A 21,499-nucleotide genomic window follows, 5' to 3' on the forward strand; every position below is an offset into this window, starting at 1 on the left:
AATTGAAGTTTATTTTTCGGTTAAATTTACATTAATCGCCTTATAATCAAACTTTTGACTAGTTCGTAAAAGGGTTGCGGCTGCATGGTACGCCAGTTTTCCAAGTGGAGTGTGCCGCCAAAATTGAGATAATAATCTAAACGATAGCGCTTCCATTCGCGCTCGATGTGGTCGCGGGAGCCAACCACGGCAATCCATCCGTCTTCAATTTCTTCAAACCACTCGGCATAATACTCGTCGTCGGAGCCGTGAAAATTAAGAATATTTTCTCCAATCAAAATAAATTGGCTGATACCTTCGGCCAATAAATGGTCAATGACATTACGCTTGAAATACATGATGTCGTTGTGGAGGGTATCGTTCCATTCGCCAAACAACTCAATGACCGCAAAAGTCTTTTTATAGTCGGCAAAAAGAATTTTCACGTAGAGTGTTTCAGAGTCGATGTCATCCCAAAGAGGATGAATATAATAACCGTAAATGTCGTGTTCGTATTGATTCATGTTATAGTCGCGGCCATAAAAAGGGGATTTACGGTCTTCAGCGGCTACATAGTGTTTTTCCCAATTATAAAAAGGCTCAATTTCATGCATAGTTCACCACGGTCAAAGCCCAGGTGGGCAATCCCACAAATAATAACAAATATACAATCTGAGAAGCAAAGGATAACTGGGAGAAGGGCTTATTTATTTCGAAGTCAGTTGCTATAAAAAAGGCGTAGACAACTTGCTTACGCAGGTATTATTTTTCTGCTAATAGCCAAGAGCAAGTTAAAAAATTGGACCTGTTCTTTGGTAAAATCTATTACTTTTGGCTTAACAAAGCAGTTTGAATTGTTTTTTGAGATGCCTACTGATTCTATTCAATATAAGTACAGTCCCGAACATTTACAGGTTTCGGAACCTGGTAAATATACCTCCGAGCATCTTCGTACCGAAGAAATGGTCATTAATATTGGCCCGCAACACCCATCTACCCACGGTGTGCTGCGACTGGAGGTGGTGTCGGATGGAGAAATCATTGTCGATGTGGTGCCCCATATTGGGTACCTGCACCGTTGTTTCGAAAAACACGCCGAGTCGTTGCCGTTCAATCAAATCATTCCTTACGTAGACCGTATGGACTATGTAGCGGCCATGAACTCCGAGCACGCCTACGTGATGGGCGTTGAGCGGATGCTCGGCATTGATAAAGACCTACCCAAGCGCGTCGAATACATTCGGGTATTGGTGGCTGAACTCAACCGCTTGGCATCGCATTTTGTAGCCATAGGCACCTACGCCATGGACATTGGAGCGTATACGCCTTTCCTCTGGATGATGCGCGACCGTGAGCATATTTTGCGGATGTTGGAGTGGCTTTCGGGCGCAAGAATGCTCTACAATTATATCTGGGTGGGTGGTTTGTTTTATGATGTCCCCGTGGGTTTTGAGGAGCGTTGTTTGGAGTTTGTTAATTATCTCAAACCTAAATTAGAAGAACTTCAACAACTGGTTATTGACAATAAAATTTTTGTACAACGCACGGCCAATGTAGGTGTACTGCCTTTATCAGTTGCGATAAATTATGGCTGCTCAGGACCCGTATTGCGTGGTTCGGGATTGCGATGGGATTTACGTAAAGTAGATGGTTATTCGGTTTATCCCGAATTGGATTTTGACGTACCGATGGGAGAAGGACTGGTCGGAAGCGTCGGAGATTGTTGGGACCGAAATTATGTACGGGTGCTAGAATGTAGAGAGTCTGTTAAAATCATCAAGCAATGCGTTGAGAAATTGCTGGGTGAACACCGCCGTACGCCTGATTTTGACCCGCAGGCTTTTGTTCCCAAAAAAATTCGTCCGCAGGCAATGGATTACTATGTACGCGCTGAAAATCCCAAAGGAGAATTAGGCTTTTTCTTTCGTACGGATGGCAAATCCGATATTCCTGTTCGCTGCAAAGCCCGGGCTTGTTCATTTAATAATCTCTCGGTGATTGCCGAAATTTCCCGTGGTGCAATGCTCGCCGATTTGGTAGCAATTATCGGCTCTATTGATGTAGTGATGGGAGAGGTAGATAGATAAGCGGCAGTTTGCAGTAGGTAATTTAAAAATGATATAATTACTACCTGCCTACTGCAAACTACTTACGCTAAAACTATTCGTCGGTAAACATATACCCCACACCTTTGAGCGTTCTGATGTAGGTTTCGCCTACTTTTTCCCGCACTTTTCGGATGTGCACGTCTACGGTTCGTTCGAGAACGTAAATATCAGCTCCCCAGATTTTTTGGAGCAATTCTTCTCTATTAAATACTTTGTTTGGGTGGTTGGCTAAGAAAAAGAGTAATTCAAACTCTTTTTTGGGCAAAACCACCGATTTATCGGCCTTCGTGACTGTGTAGTTTTTTCGGTTGATAGACAGACCCGCAATCTCAATCTGCGACTCAGGCTCGGCTTTTTGGGCCTCTCTTCTAAACAATGCATTGATACGACTCATCAAGGCCCGTGGTTTGATGGGTTTTGTAATGTAATCATCCGCGCCGATTTCGAAGGCGGCTACCTCCGAATACTCTTCCGAACGAGCGGTCAGAAACAAGAGATACGTGTTCCGAAAATCGGGAATGTCCCGCAACAGGCGGGCGGTTTCGATGCCGTCCATTTGGGGCATCATAATGTCGAGTACGACAAGCTCAGGAATGAAAGTACGGGCGATTTCCAACGCATTTTTTCCGTTGGAAGCCGTAGCTACTTCGTAGCCTTCTTTTTCCAAATTGTAAGCAAGAAGCTCAACAATATCCGGGTCGTCGTCGACGACTAATACTTTGTGTGCAATTTGAGCCGATTTAGCTGCGCTCATGGCATGGGAGTTGATTTCGAGGACGAAAGTACGAGACGTGTCAGGAATTTTAACACCGCTTATTCATTCTTAACACAAAGTTAACAGTAGATTTGTATAAATGGAAGGTTGAAAAAAGGTTATAAAAGGTAATTTCTTCACTTTTTAAGCATCTAAACGCTCAGCGGAAGGATTTGCCGCTTCATCCATCGCTTTTGCCATCCGACCAATGAGTTTTTGCATCGAGCGCTCAATGACTTCATATTCTACTTTTTCTTTGGCAATTAATACAAACGCAATGTAGGAAGGAGCACGGTGCGCGGGTGTTTCAAAAAAAAGGTGTTTGTTTTTGCGATAAGCTTCGCGGCAGCGGCGGCGCAGGAGGTTGCGGTCAACGGCCCGCTTAAAATTTCGCTTCGAAATTGTAAACAGCACTTGAGGAAGTGCCTGTGCAGAGGGAGAAAGTTCGTAAAGGTAAAATACCTTAAAAGGAAAAAGGTAGGACGTTTGGGTTTCCGTGCTACCTTTTTCAAACAAACGGCCAATTACTTTTGGGCTGCTTAACCGTTCTATTTTTTGTAATGTCTGTCTCAATGTTTGAATCGTTTGAACTACTGCACTTGTTTGAGAAGCTTTCTTCAACTTTCAAACAAACAAACTCCCCAAACACGCAAACAAATTATTGCTTGTGACGTTTTTCGTCCGAAACTGTAAGTTTCCAACGGCCTTTTTTGCGACGAGCGGCCAACACCTTGCGGCCATTGGCTGATTCCATCCGCTCACGGAAACCGTGCTTGTTACGTCTTTTGCGGTTTGAAGGTTGATATGTACGTTTCATTTTTTTGACCTTTTATTTCTTGTAAATCCTTGATTTCAAAAGAGTCCGCAAAGGTACGGAAACTTCCAAAAGTTTACAAACTATTTTTTGATTGAACGGTCGAAATTTGGAAGGCCTGTGAATTAATTGTTATTTCACGGGTATTAATTGAGCGGAGAAATACTGCGTTTGCTATGCCCAAAGCCCCCCAAAATGCCTCTATTCTGTGGTTTCTTCTTTTTATCCTCGTTAGTACGGCGGGATATAGCTTGGTGGGGTATCATTGGAAACGAACCCAAGCGGGAGAACTTATTCTGACCTTTGGGGGATTATTTTTGATGTATGCATTAGTTATTAGCCAAAAATGGGACAAACGACAAACCCAAAAATGGATTTGGTACGCCATTAGCTTCCGCGTTTTACTGCTGTTTTCGGTACCTGCACTGTCCGACGATTATTTTCGGTTTATTTGGGATGGACGTTTGTTATCAGCGGGTTACAACCCCTATCTGTATCTACCTTCCGAAATAATCACTACTTCTGTCGCCGCCGATGCGCACCTAAACCAAGTACTTTTTCAGGGGCTTAATTCTCCGAATTACTTCACGGTTTATCCCCCCCTGAATCAATGGATGTTTGGCCTGTCGGCTTGGATGGCGGGCGATAGTGTCTTACTCAACATTATGGCATTGCGGTCATTTATTTTTATGGCCGAGCTCGGCACTATTTACCTATTAACTACTTTCAGATTTCCTAAATATAAAGAAAAGGGCATGCAAAACGCGGTGCTGATTTACGCACTCAATCCATTCGTTATCATTGAATTGACGGGAAATTTGCATTTTGAAGCGGTGACGCTGTTTTGTGTTTTGTTGGCAGTGAGGTGGATTGACAGGCCGTTTCGTGGAGATAAATACAATGTCGGGTCGGCAGGAGCATTGGCAATGGGAGCCGCCGTAAAACTGTTGCCGTTGATTTTCCTACCGCTTATTTTCAAACGACTTGGATTTCGTCAAGGTCTTGTTTATTGTGTAATTGTAGGCTTGATTTTATTGACATTGTTTGCTCCGTTCCTGGGCCATGAACTGTTTGTCAATTTCGGCAAAAGCCTTGATTTATACTTTCAGAAATTTGAATTTAACGCCAGCTTTTACTATTTGTTCCGGAAGGTGGGTTATTGGATTACGGGTTATAATATCATCCATTTATTGGGCCCGTTGCTGTCGCTGGTGACGTTGGTTTGTATTGCTAAAATAACGTTTCAGCGTCGAAGTTTACTCGAAAAAATGCTACTGGGGCTGACCGTTTATTTTTTGTGCGCCACGACCGTCCATCCTTGGTACATCACTACCTTGGTGGCTTTGGGGGCGCTCACTGGGCGTTGGTACCCCGTGGTTTGGTCGGCGTTGTTGCCGCTTACTTACGTTGTGTACGCTTCACAGCCTTATGAAGAAAACCTGCGGATTGTGGCGTTTGAGTATATCCTGGTGATTGGCTGTCTGGTGTATGAGCTATTCGTAAAAGGGATTGATTGGAATGCCCCAACAAAGGATGTTTAGTGTTCATGCTTAATTTTTTCCTGCAAAAACTTCACCCGTAAATTCGTTGAATCGGCGGGCGTTTCATAATTGAGCCACAGGTAAGACGCGCGGGTATCTTTGGGTAAAAACAGCAAACCACGTACCGATTCGCCCACGGGCAAGGTGGTTTTGCGGAGTGCCATGTCTTGCCAATTGGCGCGCTCATGTTGCAATTGGTCGGTACGTATTTTTTGAAGCTGTACGTCGGCAATCTGCTTTTGAATAATAAAATTGTACGCCTGCGCATGATTGTAGCGATTGTTGGCCTGTTGCTGCCATGAGCGGTCGTTGCGATTTGAACTGTGAATATCGCTCGCAATAGTCGCCACTAACATCACCCCATTAAAAATAGATGCCGCGACTAAGCGTTGTTTTTGGCGTTTTATTTCCAGGGTTGCCTGTTCAATTTTTTGCTCTGGGTCGGTAGCGCGGTAAGTGGCGGAGTACGGAGAATTAGTTTTTTTGCGTAAGGTGTCGCCTTTTTCTTCAAAAGGAAAGTAAGTGAAATCGTTGGGGTCAACCAATAATGGGGCGGTGGTTCGGTTTTTGATTTCGACATCCAATACCAAATGATGCGGATCTTCAAACTCGTAGGAAGCCACCAATACCACCCCGTTTTGCTCCACCCGCGTCACCTCACGTCCATCAATCCAGGCGATGTCGCCCGAAGCAGGGCGTAAATGATAAAAGCTTGGGGTACAACCAGCCAGCCAGACAAGGCTCGCGCATAAAAGAATGTTTAGTTTGTTTTTCATGGCAGGAATTATACTTTTTTGTTCTGGATGAACGATTGATGGTTTCAAAATCAATCGTATTGCTGTTTGACAAAAATAGATATTCACTCAGCCGTTTCAAACAGATTTTTGATAAACGGTTATGACTGCACAAAGGGCAGCAACAGTTCATATACTTTATGCAAAGGCAGGCCCATAATGGTATAAAAAGAACCTTCAATGCGATTGATTCCCATCATGCCAATCCATTCTTGCACACCGTAAGCACCTGCTTTGTCGAAGGGGCGATAATGCTGAATATAATAGTCAATTTCGGCGTCGGTAAGGGTTTTAAACTCCACCTTGGCTACATCGCTGACGGTTTGGTAACCACGGCTGCTCAACAGACAAATGCCCGTGATGACCTCGTGGCTGCGTCCTGAAAGCTGCTGGAGCATGGCTTTGGCTTCGAAGGCGTTGGCGGGTTTGTTGAGAATCATGTTGTCTACCACCACAATCGTATCGGCACAGAGGACGAGGCATTTGCTTAAATCTGACTCAAATTGTGATGCTTTGTGTTTTGCCAAATACCCCGCCACTTCGGCGGCGGGCATATCGGCAGGAAAAAGCTCATCGGTGGGGCGAACCTCAACGGTAAAATCAAACCCCAACTCACGCAACAATTGCTGACGGCGCGGAGAGTTGGAGGCAAGAACGAGGGGGTGGGTGAGCAGCAGCATTTAAATAGTAGGCGTTAGATTTTCTCCTTGTGCATCAGCGTAGCCACGCCTTTGGTGGTGATTTTATTGGTAGTTACATCAAAAACTTCGCCCAAAATCTCACCCGTATGTTTTTCAGGATTTAGCGTGATGACCGTAAATTTTACTTTATAATCGGTATCCACAAACATCGGTCGCAAAAACTGGAAAGTTTGTCCGACGTAGATGGAGCCATAGCCTGGAAACTTTGTACCGATCACTTTGGTGAATACGCTCGCGCCCAGCATTCCGTGAATGATGGGTCGTTTGAAGGGCGTCGTGGCGGCGTATTCGGGGTCTAAATGCAACGGATTGTCGTCGCCGGTGAGTTGGGCAAAGGCAATAACATCATCTTGAGAAAAACGGAATTCGTATTCGTAGGTATCGCCGAGGGAAAGTTTCATAGAAGTTGGGTTTTAGCGTTTGATAAAAATATGGTTTTATAATGACCCCGTTTTTCCACCGTCAACGGGAATATTAATGCCGCTGATGGCGGCGGCGGCTGGACTGCACAGAAAAGCCACGGCGGCGGCGACTTCTTCTGGTTCGGCAAAGCGCCCGATTGGAATTTCGGATTGGAGCTGGTCCGCGATTTCTTCGACACTTTTGCCAGTAACCTCGGCGCGTTGTTTATTAATCGAATCCAAACGTCCCGTTTTGGTGTAGCCTGGCAAAACGTTATTGACCGTGATGCCGAATTTGCCAATCTCCAGCGAAAGCGTTTTGGCCCAACTCGCCACGGCCCAGCGGATGGTATTAGAAACCCCTAACCCCACAATCGGCTGTTTGACCGACGTCGAAATGATGTTTACAATGCGCCCGAAACCCGCTTTTTTCATGGCTGGAACAACCGCCTGCGCCAATACCTGATTATTGACGAGGTGCATTTCAAAGGTCTTCATAAATTGCTCTGGAGTCGCATCAATGATGGGGCCGCCCGTTGGGCCTCCTGTGTTGTTGATGAGAATGTGGACTTCTGGAACCGTCGCCAAATAGGTGTCAATGGCGCTTTTTACGTTTTCAGGATTGGAAAAATCAGCCACAATATAGCGGTGCGTTTGCCCTTTGCTCACGTCCAACGTACTGAGTGTTTGTTGCAATGCGGCTTCATTGCGCGCCATAAGCGTTACATTGGCACCCATCAGGGCCAATTCTACCGCCGATGCGCGCCCGATACCTTGCGTACTGCCGCAGACAATGGCGGTTTTTTTGGTTAAATCAAGATTCATAGCTAGTGGCCCAATTTTTTAGGCTGTTTTACGGGTGGAAATCCTTTTGGCTAAAAATTAAGTATGTATTCTAAAACGTATGCTGATTTGATTTCTGAAAACGTTTTCTGCTGATGGTGAATTATTTGCTTTGTGACATTGTACTAACATCATATCAATTGTACCACTCAACTTCTTAAAACTATGCGCTGTTTTGTTTTAATTGTTTTTTTGGTGATGGCAGTATTTAGTAGCTGTACCGCTACGCCCACGTCTACTGCGGCCCCCGTTGACCACGCGGCTTGGGACAAACTTCTGAAAAAACACGTAAACGACAAAGGTTTTGTCAATTACACTGCATTCAAAAAAGATTACGCCGAACTTAAAAAATACCTAGATATGCTCAGTGCGAGCGCTCCCAACGACAAATGGAGCAAAGATGAGCAGTTGGCGTACTGGATTAATGCCTACAATGCATTTACGATTCAGTTGATATTAGACAATTATCCGGGTATCACGAGCATCAAAGACATTGGCTCAAAAATCAAGATTCCGTTTGTTAATACCCCTTGGGATGTAAAGTTTATTACCATTGGCGGAAAAAAAATGGATTTGAATAACATCGAACACGGGATTATCCGTAAAAAATTTGATGAGCCTCGGATTCACTTTGCGCTGGTGTGCGCGGCCAAATCGTGCCCACCGTTGCGCAATGAAGCATTTGTGGCGGAGCGTTTGGATAAGCAGTTGGATGAGCAAGGACGAGATTTTATCAATGATAAAACCAAGAATAACGTCACTAAAAACAAGGCAGATTTATCGAAAATTTTGTCTTGGTACGGGGGAGATTTTACGAAGACAATGCCCATTATTGATTGGGTAAATAAATATTCAACGGTAAAAGCCGACAAAAAAGCCAGCGTTACGCACATGGATTACGACTGGGATTTGAACGGAAAATAATTGATAGCTTCCCGAAAGTAGTCAACTTTCGGGAAGCTAAATCTTCGATTATGATTTTATCGCTACGGGTTTTAAGTCGGTAAGGTCGGCAATTTTGACGGGTTGGCCCGTCTTCATGCTTTTACGGGCACCGATTCCTACCAAAATGGCCATTGCTCCGTCGCGGCTTCCTGCCGATTGGCGGAAGGTGTCTGCTGCGTTGGGATTGCGGAAAATTTTGTCTCGTAAGCGTGCATCGCCGCCGCCGTGCCCTTCGGCTTGCGGAATTTTGATGTATTCTACTTCGCCGAAATTCTTGGAAAGCATCAATTCATCGTAGGGTTCACGCGTCATTTTTCCTGATTCTTTAACCCATGCTTCCAAACGCCCTTTGGTACCGTTGAACGCGATTCTGTAGCCTTCATATGGCGAATAGGTCGTTAGAGAGTAGCTCACGTTCACGCCGTTGGCGTAGTGAATGGTGGCCGCCATTTTATCATAAATATTGATGTCTTCTTTGAATACACAGCCGTCGCGGTGATAGCCGTCGTATTTTTCGTTGTCCACGTACAGCGCGGTAAGTCGTTTGTCTTTGGTGACGTCAAAATAAAACTTACACTCGGCTTTATGCGCACAGCTGCGGCAGTTGGTGCCTCTTATAGTGCCATTTTTGCCATAGTGTTCTAATGCTCCTTGGGCATATACACTTTCGGGCTCAGATTCTAGCCACCAGTTTAATAAGTCAAAATGGTGACTTGCTTTGTGTACCCAAAGCGAACCGCTTTTTTCTTCCAAACGGTGCCAACGACGGAAATAATCGGCTCCGTGGCTGGTGTCAAGATACCAGTGAAAATCCACGGAAGTAACTTTCCCAATGGCTCCTTCGCGCAGCAGTTCGTATAATTTTTGGCGGTGTGGAGAATAACGGTAGTTGAACGTCACCGTTACTTTTTTGCCCGTGCGTTTTTCGGCGTCCAAAATGGCCTGGCATTTACCTTCGTCGGTGGTCATGGGTTTTTCCGTCACAATGTCGGCTCCCATTTCCATGCCTTTGATGATAAATTGGTCGTGGGTGGCGTCAACGGTGGTGACGATGAGGATGTCAGGCTTGGTTTCCCGCATCATTTTTTCAAAATCAGTGAACAGCGGGCAGTTCACATTCAGCATTTTACGGGCGGTTTCGGCGCGGCCAGGGTTGATGTCGCAAAGCCCCACAAACTCGATGACATCGCTAAATTCTCTGACCACTGCTACACCCCACATACTCGTACCACGGTGGCCAGTACCTACCATTGCTACTTTGCGTTTGGCCGAAGTACCGCTTGCAAATACGGAAGCAGAGGCCAACACGCCCGCGCTGGCCAAGGTTGATTTTTGTAAAAACTCCCGTCGATTAAGGGTTTCTTGAAGATTATGCATGTTTGAAGGTTTTGATTTACAATAGGTTATTATTTTGCTTATTTGAATCAATCCATGTGAAAAACGCACTCCAAAGACGTGCTCTCGGGCGAGTTGTCGGGATTGGTGTCCATTATATCGGCCATGTAGGCCCACCATTTTTTTACGATGGGGAGTTGGGGTAAATTATTGGCGGTATTGTTTTCCGTTAGTTTCTGAACGGCAAACAGCACGCCCGTAGTACGGTCGAGATAAATTGAATAGTCGCTTACTCCAGCTTCGGTCAGTGCTGCCGAAAGTTCGGGCCAGATTTCGTCGTGACGTTTTTTGTATTCTTCCTCAAAACCAGGTTTGAGTTTCATCAAAAAGGCAATTTTTTGCATGGTATCGGATGGATTACTTTAAAAGTGGCAAGGCGTTTATAACACAAATAGAAAAGGATGTTTTGAACCAACCCTCCTGTACTTATATGGCTTGAAATTAATTTCTATTCGCAAAAATTCTTATTTGTAATATATTTTATAAAATACAGGTTTAAATAAAAAATATTTTATAAAATCGCATTGTTTTTAAACCATATTACCTAACAATGAAGCAGATTTTTGTCGGATTATTGATTGTGTTGACGGTCCAACTCAATGCTCAAGTTTCAATCATTCCCAAACCGCAACTCCTCCAACTTCATACGGGAGAATTTACCCTGACGCCCTCCACGGCGATTCAGACCGCCCCTGAGGTGAAAGCAGAAGAAGTGGTTCGTTTTTTGGTCGAATCGGTCAAGGCACAAACGGGAATACAACTCTTGCCCAACGCCAAATCGTTGCCTTTTATTTATCTTAAATCAGATGCCTCTCTGCAAAACGATGAAGCCTATCGCCTTACGGTTACTGCTGAGCGCATTTTGATTGAGGCCAAAACCAATCAGGGGTTTTTCTGGGCGGTGCAGTCATTGCGTCAATTGTTGCCTTTTCAGAAAACGACTTCGGCCAAAATTCCTTGTCAGATGATGGAAGATGCGCCTAGTTTTCGGTGGCGCGGGCATATGATGGACGTAGCGCGGCATTTCTTTCCCGTAAGTTTTATCAAAAAGCAACTGGATTTGATGTCGTTATATAAACTCAATATTTTTCATTGGCACCTGACCGACGACCAAGGTTGGCGCATCGAAATCAAAAAATATCCTAAACTAACTTCCGTAGGTGCGTGGCGAAAAGAGCCCGATGGTAGCATACACGGTGGTTTTTATACCCAAGCCGAAATTAAAGAAGTGGTAGAATATGCCCGCCGGCGCAACATCACGGTGATTCCCGAAATCGAAATGCCGGGCCATTGCGTTGCGGCGTTGGTGGCTTATCCCGAATTGGCCTGTACCAATGAAAAACGGGTGGTTCCCAACAGTTGGGGTGTTTTTGGGGATGTGTTTTGCGTTGGTAAAGAGAACGTATACGTGTTTTTGCAAAACGTACTGGATGAAGTTATGCCGCTGTTTCCGAGTCGCTATGTTCACATCGGTGGCGATGAAGTGCCCAAAACTGCGTGGCAGGCTTCGCCCGAATGTCAGGCGTTGATGAAAGCCCAAGGCTTAAAAGATGAACATGAATTGCAGAGTTATTTTATAAAACGTATTCAAAAATACCTGCAATCCAAAGGAAAAACGCTCATTGGGTGGGACGAAATCTTGGAAGGCGGAGCCGACAAAGACGCCATTGTGGAAGTGTGGCGGGGTGAAGCCGAAGGCCGAAAAGCACTGGCAAATGGCAATCGGATTATTCACGCAGGGCCTTATTATTTCGATTCTCCCAACGCCAATTTGACCCTCAAAAAAGTCTACGAGTACGATAACCTCAGCGACCCAGCCTACCGACAAAACAGCACTCAAGTTTGGGGAGCTGAGTGTCCATTGTGGACAGAGCGCGTCACGACTTACAACGCCGAATATATGTTGTATCCTAGAATGTTGGCATTTAGCGAAAGCCTTTGGAACAACGGTACGCGCAATTTTGAGGAGTTTCGGGCCCGAGTGCAGCAGCATTATCCCATTCTGACGGCCCTAAAAGTAGCCTATGGTGCCGAAGACAAAAGCTTGATTGATACTAAAATAGAATTTGATGCGGCTCATAAATCATGGTCGCTGCGCAGTTATTTGGGCATGAAAGACTTAGCCATTCGGTACACCCTCAACGGCACCAAGCCCACCGCTCAGTCGCCCAAGGCGCAGGAAGTTTTGACGGTAACGAAGCCCGGCAAGATTACGTTTGCGCCGTTTAGGGGAGATAAACAGTACCGCGACGCGCAAAGCTACCAAATCATTGAAAATAAGGCCGTGGCCAAAAAGACCACTTGGAATAGTAAACCCGATGCGCAGTACGCTAAACCTGGTGAATACGGTTTGGTGGATGGCTTGAAAGGTGGAGAATCTTTTGGCGACGGAGTTTGGATGGGTTGGTCGGGGCGGCCCGTGGATGCAGTGGTTGACATGGGCGAAAAAACAACGTTCCGTTCGGTAAAAATTGATTTTATTCAGGAAGCAAAATCATGGATATTGTTGCCTAAAAGCGTCAAAATCTCCGCTTCTGACGATGGTATAATCTTTACAACTCTTATTGAGAAAACCTTTGACGTGAAGCCCTTATTGGATGGAATCGTGAAAGAAACGGTGGGCTATGAGTCGAAGCAGCCTATTCAAAAAAGATACTTAAAGGTAGAAGCTATTCCGTACGGTAAACTCCCCGTTGGGCACAATGGCGCTGGCGGTGAAGCTTGGCTTTTTACGGATGAATTGATCGTTAACTAACCATATATTAAAGTCTTTCCAAGGTTTCAAGACCTTGGAAAGACTCCGTTATTACCACAAGTGATGCACTTGCGGCTTGATGTATTTTTCATAAATACCGTTGACAGCCGCGCATTGTTCCGCGCTCAAATTGGGAATACGCAATGCTTCCAAATTGGCAGTTGCCTGTTCGGGGTTAGAGGCCCCAGGAATAATCGTGCTGACGGCCGCAAATTGTAATATCCAACGCAAGGCTACGGGCGCGAGGTTAGCGTAGGCGGGGAAAACGCACTTTAGTTCCTCCACTGCGGCTAGGCCAGTTTCGTAATCAATCCCCGAGAAGGTTTCTCCTTTGTCAAATCGTTCGCCGTTGCGGTTAAAGAAACGATGGTCGCCTTCGGTAAATGAAGAACTTTTGGAAAACTTTCCTGTGAGCAGGCCGCTCGCCAGCGGTACCCGTACAATGATGCCTACGTTGCGTTTCTGCGCTTGTTCAAAAAACAGCTCGGCAGGACGCTGACGAAACATGTTGAAAATGATTTGGACCGTCGTAACGTTTTCGTATTCAATGCCTTTAAGGGCTTCTTCTACTTTTTCGACGCTGATGCCTAAGTTCAGGATTTTCCCTTCGTCTTTCAGACGGTCAAACAATTCAAAGATTTCGGGACGGTAATACACTTCCGTGGGCGGGCAGTGGAGTTGAATCAAATCGAGGGTTTCGAGGCCCATGTTTTGAAGGCTGTCCTCTACGAATTTGCGTAGCACCGCTGGCTGATAGGCTTCGCTGACGTGCGGGCTGAGCTGACGTCCGCATTTGGTGGCTACATAAATCCGCTCTGAGCGGCTTTTTACAAATTTGCCTACGGCTTTTTCGCTTTCTCCCGCGCCGTACACGTCGGCCGTATCTATGAAGTTAATGCCCGCATCAACGGCGGCGTGCAGGATTTTCTCGGCGTTGTCGTGGCTGAAATCGTCGCCCCATTTGCCGCCTACCTGCCACGTACCGAGGCTGATTTCTGAAATGTCAAATCCTGTCTTTCCTAATCTTCGATAATTCATCAGTAATTAATTTTAATGGTCTGCTTCAAGTTTACTATTTAATAGGTTGTCGCGGAAATTTCTACTTACTCATTTTAACGGGAGTGGATTTTTAGGAACTAAATGGGGCATTGTTTTGTAATTTATATGTATCTACATATATTTATTGTAGAATTGATTTTGCACCGCAAAATGAAAAGAAACGAATTTATAAAAAGTGCCCTGGGAGGGGCTATTGCGATGGAATCGTTAAAAGATTTGTATAAATGGAACGAACAACTGGCCGTTAAAGACAGTCTAATGCCGATGCTGTTTGTGGGGCATGGCTCGCCCATGAACGGTATTGAAAACAATGAATTCAGTCAAAACTGGAAGAAATTTGGGACCGAAATTTCCGTACCTACGGCCGTATTGGTTGTGTCGGCACACTGGTATATCCCTAGCACCAAGGTAACGGCCATGAATGCTCCTCGTACGATTCACGATTTCGGGGGCTTTCCCAAGGCGCTGTTTGATGTCCGATATCCCGTGCCGGGCAGCCCAGCGCTGGCCCAAGAAACCGCGTCGCTGATTCATAAAACAAAGGTAGGCCTCGACCATGAATGGGGCCTCGACCACGGTACTTGGACGGTGGTGCGACACATGTACCCCAAAGCCAATATTCCCGTTTTGCAGTTGAGTATCGACTATACAAAGCCACCGCGCTATCACTATGAGTTGGCAAAAGAACTAGCGGCATTGCGTAAAAAAGGCGTACTGATTATCGGTAGCGGCAACATGGTTCATAACCTTCGCATCATCGACTGGCACCTGCGTGATAAAGGCTACGATTGGGCGATTGAAATGAATGAGACTTTTAAGTCGTTGATTATCCGCAATGAACATGAGGCGCTGATTAATTACGAGCGTTTGGGGCAAGCCGGAAAACTGTCTATTCCTACGCCAGAACACTATCTGCCGCTGTTGTATATTTTGGGACTTAAAGAAGAGAAAGACAAAGTAAGTTTCTTCAACGATAAAACCATGTTAGGGGCTATTTCAATGACTTCGGTAAAAGTAGGATAATGCCATAACTAAGTACTAAAAATGCGCTCTTTTTCTGACAAACGAGCGCATTTTTGGTTTATAAAAGGGTTGGTGATGGGTTTATGATTTCACTATTTTCTTCCAGAGAAAAAAGGTATTTTTGTTGGTATTCCAACCCTCTACCCATGAGTAACGCAAAACTACCGATCGATAAGACCGATAATTATACATCTGAAATAGCGCAAGCGCGTCGGACGTTTGTGACTGAGCAAACAGGCGTTGATTTTCAGCACATTGACAAACACTCGTTTGACCCCTCCGTATTGAAAGGAAATATTGAAAATTTTGCGGGTGTCGCCCAAGTTCCGATTGGTTTTGCAGGGCCCTTAAAAGTACTCGGCGAATATGCCCAAGGTGATTTTTACGTTCCCATGGCCACTACCGAAGGTACACTGGTGGCAAGCTACAACCGGGGCATGAAATTGTGCCGCGAAGCAGGGGGCATAGTTACCACCGTAATGGACGACGCCATGCAACGCGCTCCTTTGTTTGTTTTTGAAAATGCCCGCTGTTCAAGAGCTTTCGGCGACTGGGTAGCCGCTCATTTTGACCAACTTAAAGCACAGGCCGAAGAAACAACCTCCGTTGGAAAACTGATTGACATTGAGCAATATACCGTTGGAAAACTCCATTGGCTGCGCTTCAATTACTCTACCGGTGATGCTGCCGGGCAGAACATGGTCACCAAAGCCACGCACCGGGCGTGTCATTGGGTATTGGAACAAAACATCGAAGGATTGGAGCATTTTACGATGGCGGCCAATATGGATACCGACAAAAAACACTCCCACCTGAATACGCTCCAAACCCGAGGTAAGCGGGTGGTGGCCGAGATCACACTTCCCAACGAACTGTTGCAGCGCATTATGCACGTGAGCAGTGAGGCCTTGTTTAAACAAAGAAACTATTCCAACGTAGGGTCGATGTTGTCCAATGCCATCAGCAACGGGTCACATTTTGCCAATGGCATCACGGCTGTTTTTATCGCCACGGGACAGGATGTGGCCAACGTAGCCGAATCTTCGGCAGGAATAGTGTATGTAGAACTGAAGCCCAACGGAGACTATTATTTTTCCGTTACCCTTCCCTCGCTCATCGTGGCTACTTACGGCGGTGGTACGGGGTTACCCACGCAACGGGAATGTTTGGAAATGATGGATTGCTATGGTGCCGGAAAAGTGAATAAATTAGCCGAAATTGTTGCCGCTACGGTATTGTGCGGCGAATTGTCACTGGGCGCGGCCATCGTCGCCAACGAATGGGTCAGCAGCCACGAACAATACGGCCGCAATCGTTAAAACACGTCATTCTCACTCCTGAATTCTGACTTCTAACTCCTGAAATCATGTATCAAGACATTCTTTTTTCGCAAACCGACGGCATTGCCCGCATTACGTTCAATCGCCCATCGGTGCTCAACGCCCTCAGTCCTAATCTCATCGCCGAGCTCACTGACGCGACCCAAAAAGTAGCTTTGGACGAATCCGTCAAAGTACTCATCGTGACGGGTACGGGCAGAGCGTGGTCGGCTGGAGTAGATTTAAAAGCCCTCAACGAAAGTATTCAGAGCGGGCATTTCTCCAATTTTGAAGTGATGGAAATGGGCGTTGCGTTTATTTTGGCGCTTCAATCCATGCCTCAAGTGACCATCGCGCAGGTAAATGGACATTGCTATACTGGGGCGACGGAATTGATGATGGCATTCGACTTGGTCTATGCCGCCGACGAGGCACAAATTGGCGATACGCACACCAAATGGGGCATTGCTCCCAAGTGGGGAATGACTCAACGGTTACAGCAAAAAGTGGGTTTGATGAAAGCCATGGAAATGTCGTTTACGGCGCAACCCGTGTCGGGGAAAGAAGCCGAACGCATCGGTTTGGTCAATAAATCAGTACCCTTGGCGGAGTTGGAAACTACGGTGAATGAGGTGGCCGAAAAAATTAAGGGCAACTCCGCTCAGACCATTGCCGCCATGAAAAAGATGTACTATTTCGGGGCACATCACGGCCTGCACCGCGGCTTGGAATACGAATGGGATGCCGATTTTAAAATCACGGACCGAGAAGATTTTTTACGAAATTTTGAGAAGAATAAATAAGCATGCGAAGACTTGGAAAGTTTTATACTCATAAGAATACGAAACTTCCCAAGTCTGTGTCTCATCTTTTTAGTACTTTAAAATTGCTGCTTTTATGCCTGTTCAAACCAAAATCCAAACCTCCCAAGACTACCGCGAAAGTCTCAAAGGCCGCAAATTGAAAGTGTATTTGTTTGGGGAATTGGTTGAAGAACCTTCCGAGCACCCCATGATTCGTCCGTCGGTGAATGCCGTGGCCGAAACCTATGATTTGGCGCTTCGGGAGCCCGAATTGGCGTCGGTGATTTCACCTTTTACGGGCGAGTGCATCAATCGCTTTCTGCACATTTCGACGAGCGCCAACGATTTGGTCCTGCAAAATAAAATGCAGCGCAAACTCGGTCAAAATACGGGCACCTGCTTCCAGCGCTGCGTAGGGATGGACGCGTTCAATGCGCTGTTTTCGACAACGTTTGAAATGGACAAAAAATACAAAACAACCTATCACGAGCGGTTTGTGGACTTTTTGACTGAGATGCACCGTCGTAATTTTGTCATTGGCGGAGCCATGACCGACGTCAAAGGTGACCGCAGCAAAGCCCCGCACGAGCAAGTTGACCCTGATTTGTTTGTCCACATTACCCGCCGTACCTCCGAAGGAGTTTATATAACAGGGGCTAAAGCGCACCAAACGGGCTGTCTTAATTCGCATTGGCTGCTGGTGATGCCGACCATGCGCTTGGGCGAACAAGACAAAGACTACGCCATTGTAGGCGCGGTACCCGTGGAGGCGCCGGGCATTACGTACATCTACGGACGACAATCGTGCGATACGCGCAGCATGGAAGGCGGCAGCATGGATGCGGGCAATGCCAACTTTGGCGGACAGGAAGCAATGGTGATTTTTGAAGATGTATTCATTCCTAATCCGCTGATTTTCATGGATGGGGAATATGAATTTGCGTCGATGTTGGTGGAGCGTTTTACGTGCTATCACCGTCGGAGTTATGTCTGTAAAAGTGGCGTGGGCGATGTGTTGATTGGGGCCGCAGCCAATATCGTGGAAATGAACGGAGCCGAAAAAGCGAGCCACATCAAAGATAAATTGGTGGAAATGACGCACCTCAACGAAACCATTTACGGCACGGGCATTGCGGCGTCGTACCAAGGCTATCCGACCGAATCGGGGGCGTATTTACCCGACGATGTATTGGCCAATGTCTGCAAACACCACGTGACGCGTTTCCCCTACGAGATCAGCCGTTTGGCGCAGGATTTGGCGGGTGGATTGATGGTCACGCTGCCTTCTGAGCAGGATTACAACAACCCCGAAACCCACGAACTCCTCAAAAAATACCTCAAAGGAAAGCCCAACGTACCGACCGAAGACCGTTTTCGCATGTTTCGCCTTATCGAAAACATGACCTTGGGCCGCAATGCCGTGGGCTACCTCACCGAGTCCATGCACGGTGCCGGTTCGCCCCAAGCCCAGCGGATTCAAATTGCGCGTTTAATGCAGTTGGAATACAAAAAACGCCTGGCGAAAGTGTTGGCAGGGATTGAAGTAACTGATACAGAGGCGGTGGTGGAAGAGGCGGGGAGTTATTTTGGACGGGTGTTTGAGATTTGAAGGTAAAAGGTTTCCCCGCAGATGTTCACAGATTTGGTTGTGCTGATATTCGCAGAATAAAAAAATCAGCGAATATAATTAGGACTTATCTGTTAATTTAAGCCTTGTTCTACACAGACTCACTCAAACGATTTTAGGTCTTCGAGGATGCAGACCAATGTGTTGAGAGTTTCAGTATATCCTAAATTTTAGAAATAGGAGACTGAAAAGCAGCACTTACCCGGATTGTATCCGTCAGACTCCTGAAATCCTTTTCAGTAACTACAAATGACAAGCTGAAGGAGCCTTCTACGGTATTGGCAACGGTATCTATTTTTGAAATAATGATTTCATTGCGCTCATTTTTTCCTTCAAAAATATCGTATCTGCTGACCGCCTCGTCAAAATCTAGCCAAATAACTGATCCCTCAACTTGGTTGCAATTTCTGGGAAATATCTTTTTTACAACTGTATACCGTCCCGTAACGGTAGGGATATGAACTATACTCATTTCTTCCTTAAAGGGGAAAGAAGCTATATCCGCATAAATGTAAAGCTCAAATCTGTCTTTTTTGGGGAGACAGTAATTCAAATAATAAGTGTTCAGTCTGGGATTTGGCCAAACTTTTCCGTTATGTCGGCCGGTCATTTTTCTGGGAAACTGCGGGTCTGTTTTATTTTGATCACATCCTCCTACAAGATATACAGCACCCAATACGAAAATCAGCAACCTCAGGCTTTTCATATTTTCAGATATAATGTTTCTTAGTTTTGAAAGGGACTTTAAACTTTATCTAAAAAATAGGGATTAATGATTAACGGATGTTAGTTTTTGCCCCCCAAAGGCTTACTTAAACGATATTTAATCTGTTGGGATAATGAAAATCAGGAATTAAAATCTCACCACTCCAAAGTCACCAAACCCACTCCCTGTCGAGGCAACGTAGTTGAAAAAATTAATTGCCCGTCTTTCACGGTTTGGCGCTTGGACTCGCCGTAACGGGCAAGTTGTCCCGCTTTTTCTAGTTCGGTGATTTGTTCCGCCGTGGGGTTGGTGGGGGAGCCCATTTTTTTCCACACTTCGTAGCTGTTGCTGTGCTCATTGTCGATGCGGTAGTGCGTGATGTTGACTTTTTTAGCCGGAATGTTCTTGAGGGTTATGTCGATTGTGGCTGTCGTGCCCGCGACATCATCGTCGTGGTAATTCCAAAGCATCACGGCCGCCGTGCCTTCGTCTTTGGTGCCCAATCCGCCGATGTCGGGAGTGGCGCGGCGAATGCTGGAATCCCGTACCGTCAGCGTGGGGTACATCAAGTTTCCTTTGACGTCCACGCGTTTTCCGTTCATCATCCCAAACATTCTGAATACGTTCAACACGGGTTTGTCCACGCCGTTGGTGGCCAGATCCCGAAATCCGTAGAACCAAGGTTGGTCTTCAAACTCAAACGACCACGAAACCGCGCCTTTGAAATTGACTTGGTGCAGATCAGCCAATGCGTATTTTCGCGCAAACGAAGCCGCCGTGTAGCTCGAATACATGGTACCGTTGCGGTAAGCATTTTGCGGATCGGTTTTCATGCCGCAGGCCGCGCAGCCCTCAGGGTCAGACTCTCCGATGATGATGGGTATGTTTTTGAGTTGCGGAAACGACGCCACGATCTCAAATCCCGTTGAAATATCCCGCAGCTGCGTGCCCATGTTCATCTGTACGTGCCCGTTCACGAGTTTGGGCGCGCCTTTGGCGTGAAAAGCCACAAAATCCAGGGGCGTGCCGATTTTGCCCGTCACGTAGTTGGTGTCTTGGGTGCAGTGTTTCAAAAAGGTTTTCAGGAAATTACCCCCTCTGCGTCCTGCCGGGCCGGTCACGTGTGGGCCACCGATTTTGGCCGTGGGCAGTGCGCGTCGCACAGCGTCAGCAGAGTAATCGTACAGTTTGCAATATTCCTGTACTGTGCCTCCCCAATAAGGGCTGTCGGGTTCGTTCCACAATTCCCAATACCAGCTTTCCACTTCTTTTTGCCCATACCGCGCTACAGAATGTTTGACCCATTGGTAGACCAATTCGGCCCATTTTTTATAGTCTTTGGGCGGGTAGGTCCAGCCGGTAAATATCGTTGTATACGATTGTCCGGGAACAAAATGATGTCGATAAGGCTCGGGTTTGGTGGAAAGGGCTTCGGGCATGAAGCCAATCTGGGCGAGCGGTTTCATGCCGCGCTCAATGTAAGTATCGAATATTTTATCCACAATGGTCCAATCATATATCGGATTGCCCTGCGCGTCTTCGGTATAAGCATTGGTCGAACCCCATTTCAGCGCGGGAGTTCCGTCGCCAGTGGTGAGCAGGTTGTGGGCGCGTACGTATACTGGTACGGGGCTGAGAGCGGCGATTTCGGTCAACAATTTTTTGCCGTCTTTCATGTAGGTATAATTCGGCTCGTCGTAGCCAAACCACGCCCAGGCGGGTTGCATGGGGCCGATTTCTTTGCTGAAATCAACGGTGAGGGTGGCTTTTTGTCCCCAACCACTTATGCAGCAAAACCACAAAATCAAAATTCTGGCGAAGGGTATGTTTTTCATTTTTTTTAGTATTACTGAAGAGAGAACGTAATGACGGCTCAACTAAGGCTTTTTGCCACTTTATTTATTAATAAGCAGGATTGAATAAACTTTACTT

21 protein-coding genes are annotated in these 21,499 nt (G+C 46.2%); 8 read left to right on the plus strand and 13 right to left on the minus strand.

Annotation, left to right across the window (positions count from 1 at the left end; all coding sequences use genetic code 11):
• Positions 1-26 precede the first annotated feature (26 nt).
• Positions 27-593: a hypothetical protein gene (locus GVN20_RS00840; protein WP_114463325.1), complete on the minus strand. Its 567-nt coding sequence runs from the start codon at positions 591-593 to the stop codon at positions 27-29.
• Between the two features lie 252 nt (positions 594-845).
• Between GVN20_RS00840 and GVN20_RS00845 the strand changes: the two genes are divergently transcribed.
• Positions 846-2,066: an NADH-quinone oxidoreductase subunit D gene (locus GVN20_RS00845; RefSeq protein ID WP_166556523.1), complete on the plus strand. Its 1,221-nt coding sequence runs from the start codon at positions 846-848 to the stop codon at positions 2,064-2,066.
• A 73-nt stretch (positions 2,067-2,139) separates the two neighbouring features.
• On the opposite strand, the gene GVN20_RS00850 is transcribed toward GVN20_RS00845, so the two are convergent.
• The 3 genes from GVN20_RS00850 to rpmH form a co-directional block, all read right to left on the minus strand.
• The gene (locus GVN20_RS00850) at positions 2,140-2,841 is read right to left on the minus strand and encodes a response regulator transcription factor (protein WP_114463326.1); all 702 of its coding nucleotides are present in this window, start codon (positions 2,839-2,841) and stop codon (positions 2,140-2,142) included.
• A gap of 144 nt (positions 2,842-2,985) precedes the next feature.
• Complete coding sequence (gene rnpA / locus GVN20_RS00855) at positions 2,986-3,414, minus strand: ribonuclease P protein component (protein WP_166556524.1); 429 nt, start codon at positions 3,412-3,414, stop codon at positions 2,986-2,988.
• A gap of 85 nt (positions 3,415-3,499) precedes the next feature.
• On the minus strand, positions 3,500-3,658 hold the full coding sequence (gene rpmH, locus GVN20_RS00860) for a 50S ribosomal protein L34 (RefSeq protein ID WP_013927159.1): 159 nt from the start codon (positions 3,656-3,658) through the stop codon (positions 3,500-3,502).
• A 173-nt stretch (positions 3,659-3,831) separates the two neighbouring features.
• Between rpmH and GVN20_RS00865 the strand changes: the two genes are divergently transcribed.
• Complete coding sequence (locus GVN20_RS00865) at positions 3,832-5,196, plus strand: hypothetical protein (RefSeq protein WP_166556525.1); 1,365 nt, start codon at positions 3,832-3,834, stop codon at positions 5,194-5,196.
• Here the strand turns inward: GVN20_RS00865 and GVN20_RS00870 are convergent.
• The 4 genes from GVN20_RS00870 to GVN20_RS00885 all read right to left on the minus strand — a co-directional run bounded on the left by GVN20_RS00870 (position 5,193) and on the right by GVN20_RS00885 (position 7,917).
• Entirely contained in the window at positions 5,193-5,972 is a 780-nt protein-coding gene (locus GVN20_RS00870; protein WP_166556526.1) for a hypothetical protein, read from the minus strand. The genes GVN20_RS00865 and GVN20_RS00870 overlap by 4 nt on opposite strands.
• 119 nt (positions 5,973-6,091) lie before the next feature.
• Entirely contained in the window at positions 6,092-6,670 is a 579-nt protein-coding gene (locus tag GVN20_RS00875) for a nucleoside triphosphate pyrophosphatase (RefSeq protein ID WP_166556527.1), read from the minus strand.
• A gap of 14 nt (positions 6,671-6,684) precedes the next feature.
• Positions 6,685-7,092 (minus strand): MaoC family dehydratase, encoded by a 408-nt coding sequence (locus GVN20_RS00880; protein WP_114463330.1) that lies wholly within the window; start codon positions 7,090-7,092, stop codon positions 6,685-6,687.
• 36 nt (positions 7,093-7,128) lie between these two features.
• Positions 7,129-7,917, minus strand: coding sequence for an SDR family oxidoreductase (locus tag GVN20_RS00885; protein ID WP_166556528.1), 789 nt, complete (start codon positions 7,915-7,917; stop codon positions 7,129-7,131).
• Between the two features lie 183 nt (positions 7,918-8,100).
• Here GVN20_RS00885 and GVN20_RS00890 point away from each other — a divergent pair, with 183 nt between their 5' ends.
• Positions 8,101-8,859, plus strand: a complete 759-nt coding sequence (locus tag GVN20_RS00890) for a DUF547 domain-containing protein (protein ID WP_166556529.1) — start codon at positions 8,101-8,103, stop codon at positions 8,857-8,859.
• A 48-nt stretch (positions 8,860-8,907) separates the two neighbouring features.
• Here GVN20_RS00890 and GVN20_RS00895 read toward each other — a convergent pair whose 3' ends face one another.
• A complete protein-coding gene (locus tag GVN20_RS00895) occupies positions 8,908-10,257 on the minus strand; it encodes a Gfo/Idh/MocA family protein (RefSeq protein ID WP_166556530.1) in 1,350 nt (449 codons plus the stop codon).
• A gap of 47 nt (positions 10,258-10,304) precedes the next feature.
• Entirely contained in the window at positions 10,305-10,619 is a 315-nt protein-coding gene (rhaM, locus tag GVN20_RS00900) for an L-rhamnose mutarotase (protein WP_166556531.1), read from the minus strand.
• A 206-nt stretch (positions 10,620-10,825) separates the two neighbouring features.
• Here rhaM and GVN20_RS00905 point away from each other — a divergent pair, with 206 nt between their 5' ends.
• Positions 10,826-13,030 (plus strand): family 20 glycosylhydrolase, encoded by a 2,205-nt coding sequence (locus tag GVN20_RS00905; RefSeq protein ID WP_166556532.1) that lies wholly within the window; start codon positions 10,826-10,828, stop codon positions 13,028-13,030.
• 51 nt (positions 13,031-13,081) lie between these two features.
• On the opposite strand, the gene GVN20_RS00910 is transcribed toward GVN20_RS00905, so the two are convergent.
• Positions 13,082-14,068, minus strand: coding sequence for an aldo/keto reductase (locus GVN20_RS00910; protein ID WP_166556533.1), 987 nt, complete (start codon positions 14,066-14,068; stop codon positions 13,082-13,084).
• A gap of 171 nt (positions 14,069-14,239) precedes the next feature.
• Between GVN20_RS00910 and ygiD the strand changes: the two genes are divergently transcribed.
• The 4 genes from ygiD to GVN20_RS00930 all read left to right on the plus strand — a co-directional run bounded on the left by ygiD (position 14,240) and on the right by GVN20_RS00930 (position 18,843).
• Positions 14,240-15,112: a 4,5-DOPA dioxygenase extradiol gene (gene ygiD / locus GVN20_RS00915; RefSeq protein ID WP_166556534.1), complete on the plus strand. Its 873-nt coding sequence runs from the start codon at positions 14,240-14,242 to the stop codon at positions 15,110-15,112.
• A 146-nt stretch (positions 15,113-15,258) separates the two neighbouring features.
• Positions 15,259-16,431 (plus strand): hydroxymethylglutaryl-CoA reductase, encoded by a 1,173-nt coding sequence (locus tag GVN20_RS00920; RefSeq protein ID WP_166556535.1) that lies wholly within the window; start codon positions 15,259-15,261, stop codon positions 16,429-16,431.
• 47 nt (positions 16,432-16,478) lie between these two features.
• Positions 16,479-17,234 (plus strand): enoyl-CoA hydratase/isomerase family protein, encoded by a 756-nt coding sequence (locus tag GVN20_RS00925; RefSeq protein ID WP_166556536.1) that lies wholly within the window; start codon positions 16,479-16,481, stop codon positions 17,232-17,234.
• A gap of 94 nt (positions 17,235-17,328) precedes the next feature.
• On the plus strand, positions 17,329-18,843 hold the full coding sequence (locus tag GVN20_RS00930) for a 4-hydroxyphenylacetate 3-hydroxylase family protein (RefSeq protein WP_166556537.1): 1,515 nt from the start codon (positions 17,329-17,331) through the stop codon (positions 18,841-18,843).
• A 181-nt stretch (positions 18,844-19,024) separates the two neighbouring features.
• Here GVN20_RS00930 and GVN20_RS00935 read toward each other — a convergent pair whose 3' ends face one another.
• Together GVN20_RS00935 and GVN20_RS00940 are read right to left on the minus strand one after the other, a co-directional pair.
• Positions 19,025-19,567, minus strand: coding sequence for a hypothetical protein (locus tag GVN20_RS00935; RefSeq protein ID WP_166556538.1), 543 nt, complete (start codon positions 19,565-19,567; stop codon positions 19,025-19,027).
• Between the two features lie 155 nt (positions 19,568-19,722).
• Positions 19,723-21,402 carry a GH39 family glycosyl hydrolase gene (locus GVN20_RS00940; RefSeq protein ID WP_166556539.1) on the minus strand — a complete coding sequence of 560 codons (1,680 nt, stop codon included), beginning with the start codon at positions 21,400-21,402 and terminating at the stop codon, positions 19,723-19,725.
• Between the last annotated feature and the right edge of the window lie 97 nt (positions 21,403-21,499).

This window comes from Runella sp. CRIBMP (assembly GCF_009905605.1).
Taxonomy (GTDB): Bacteria; Bacteroidota; Bacteroidia; order Cytophagales; family Spirosomataceae; genus Runella.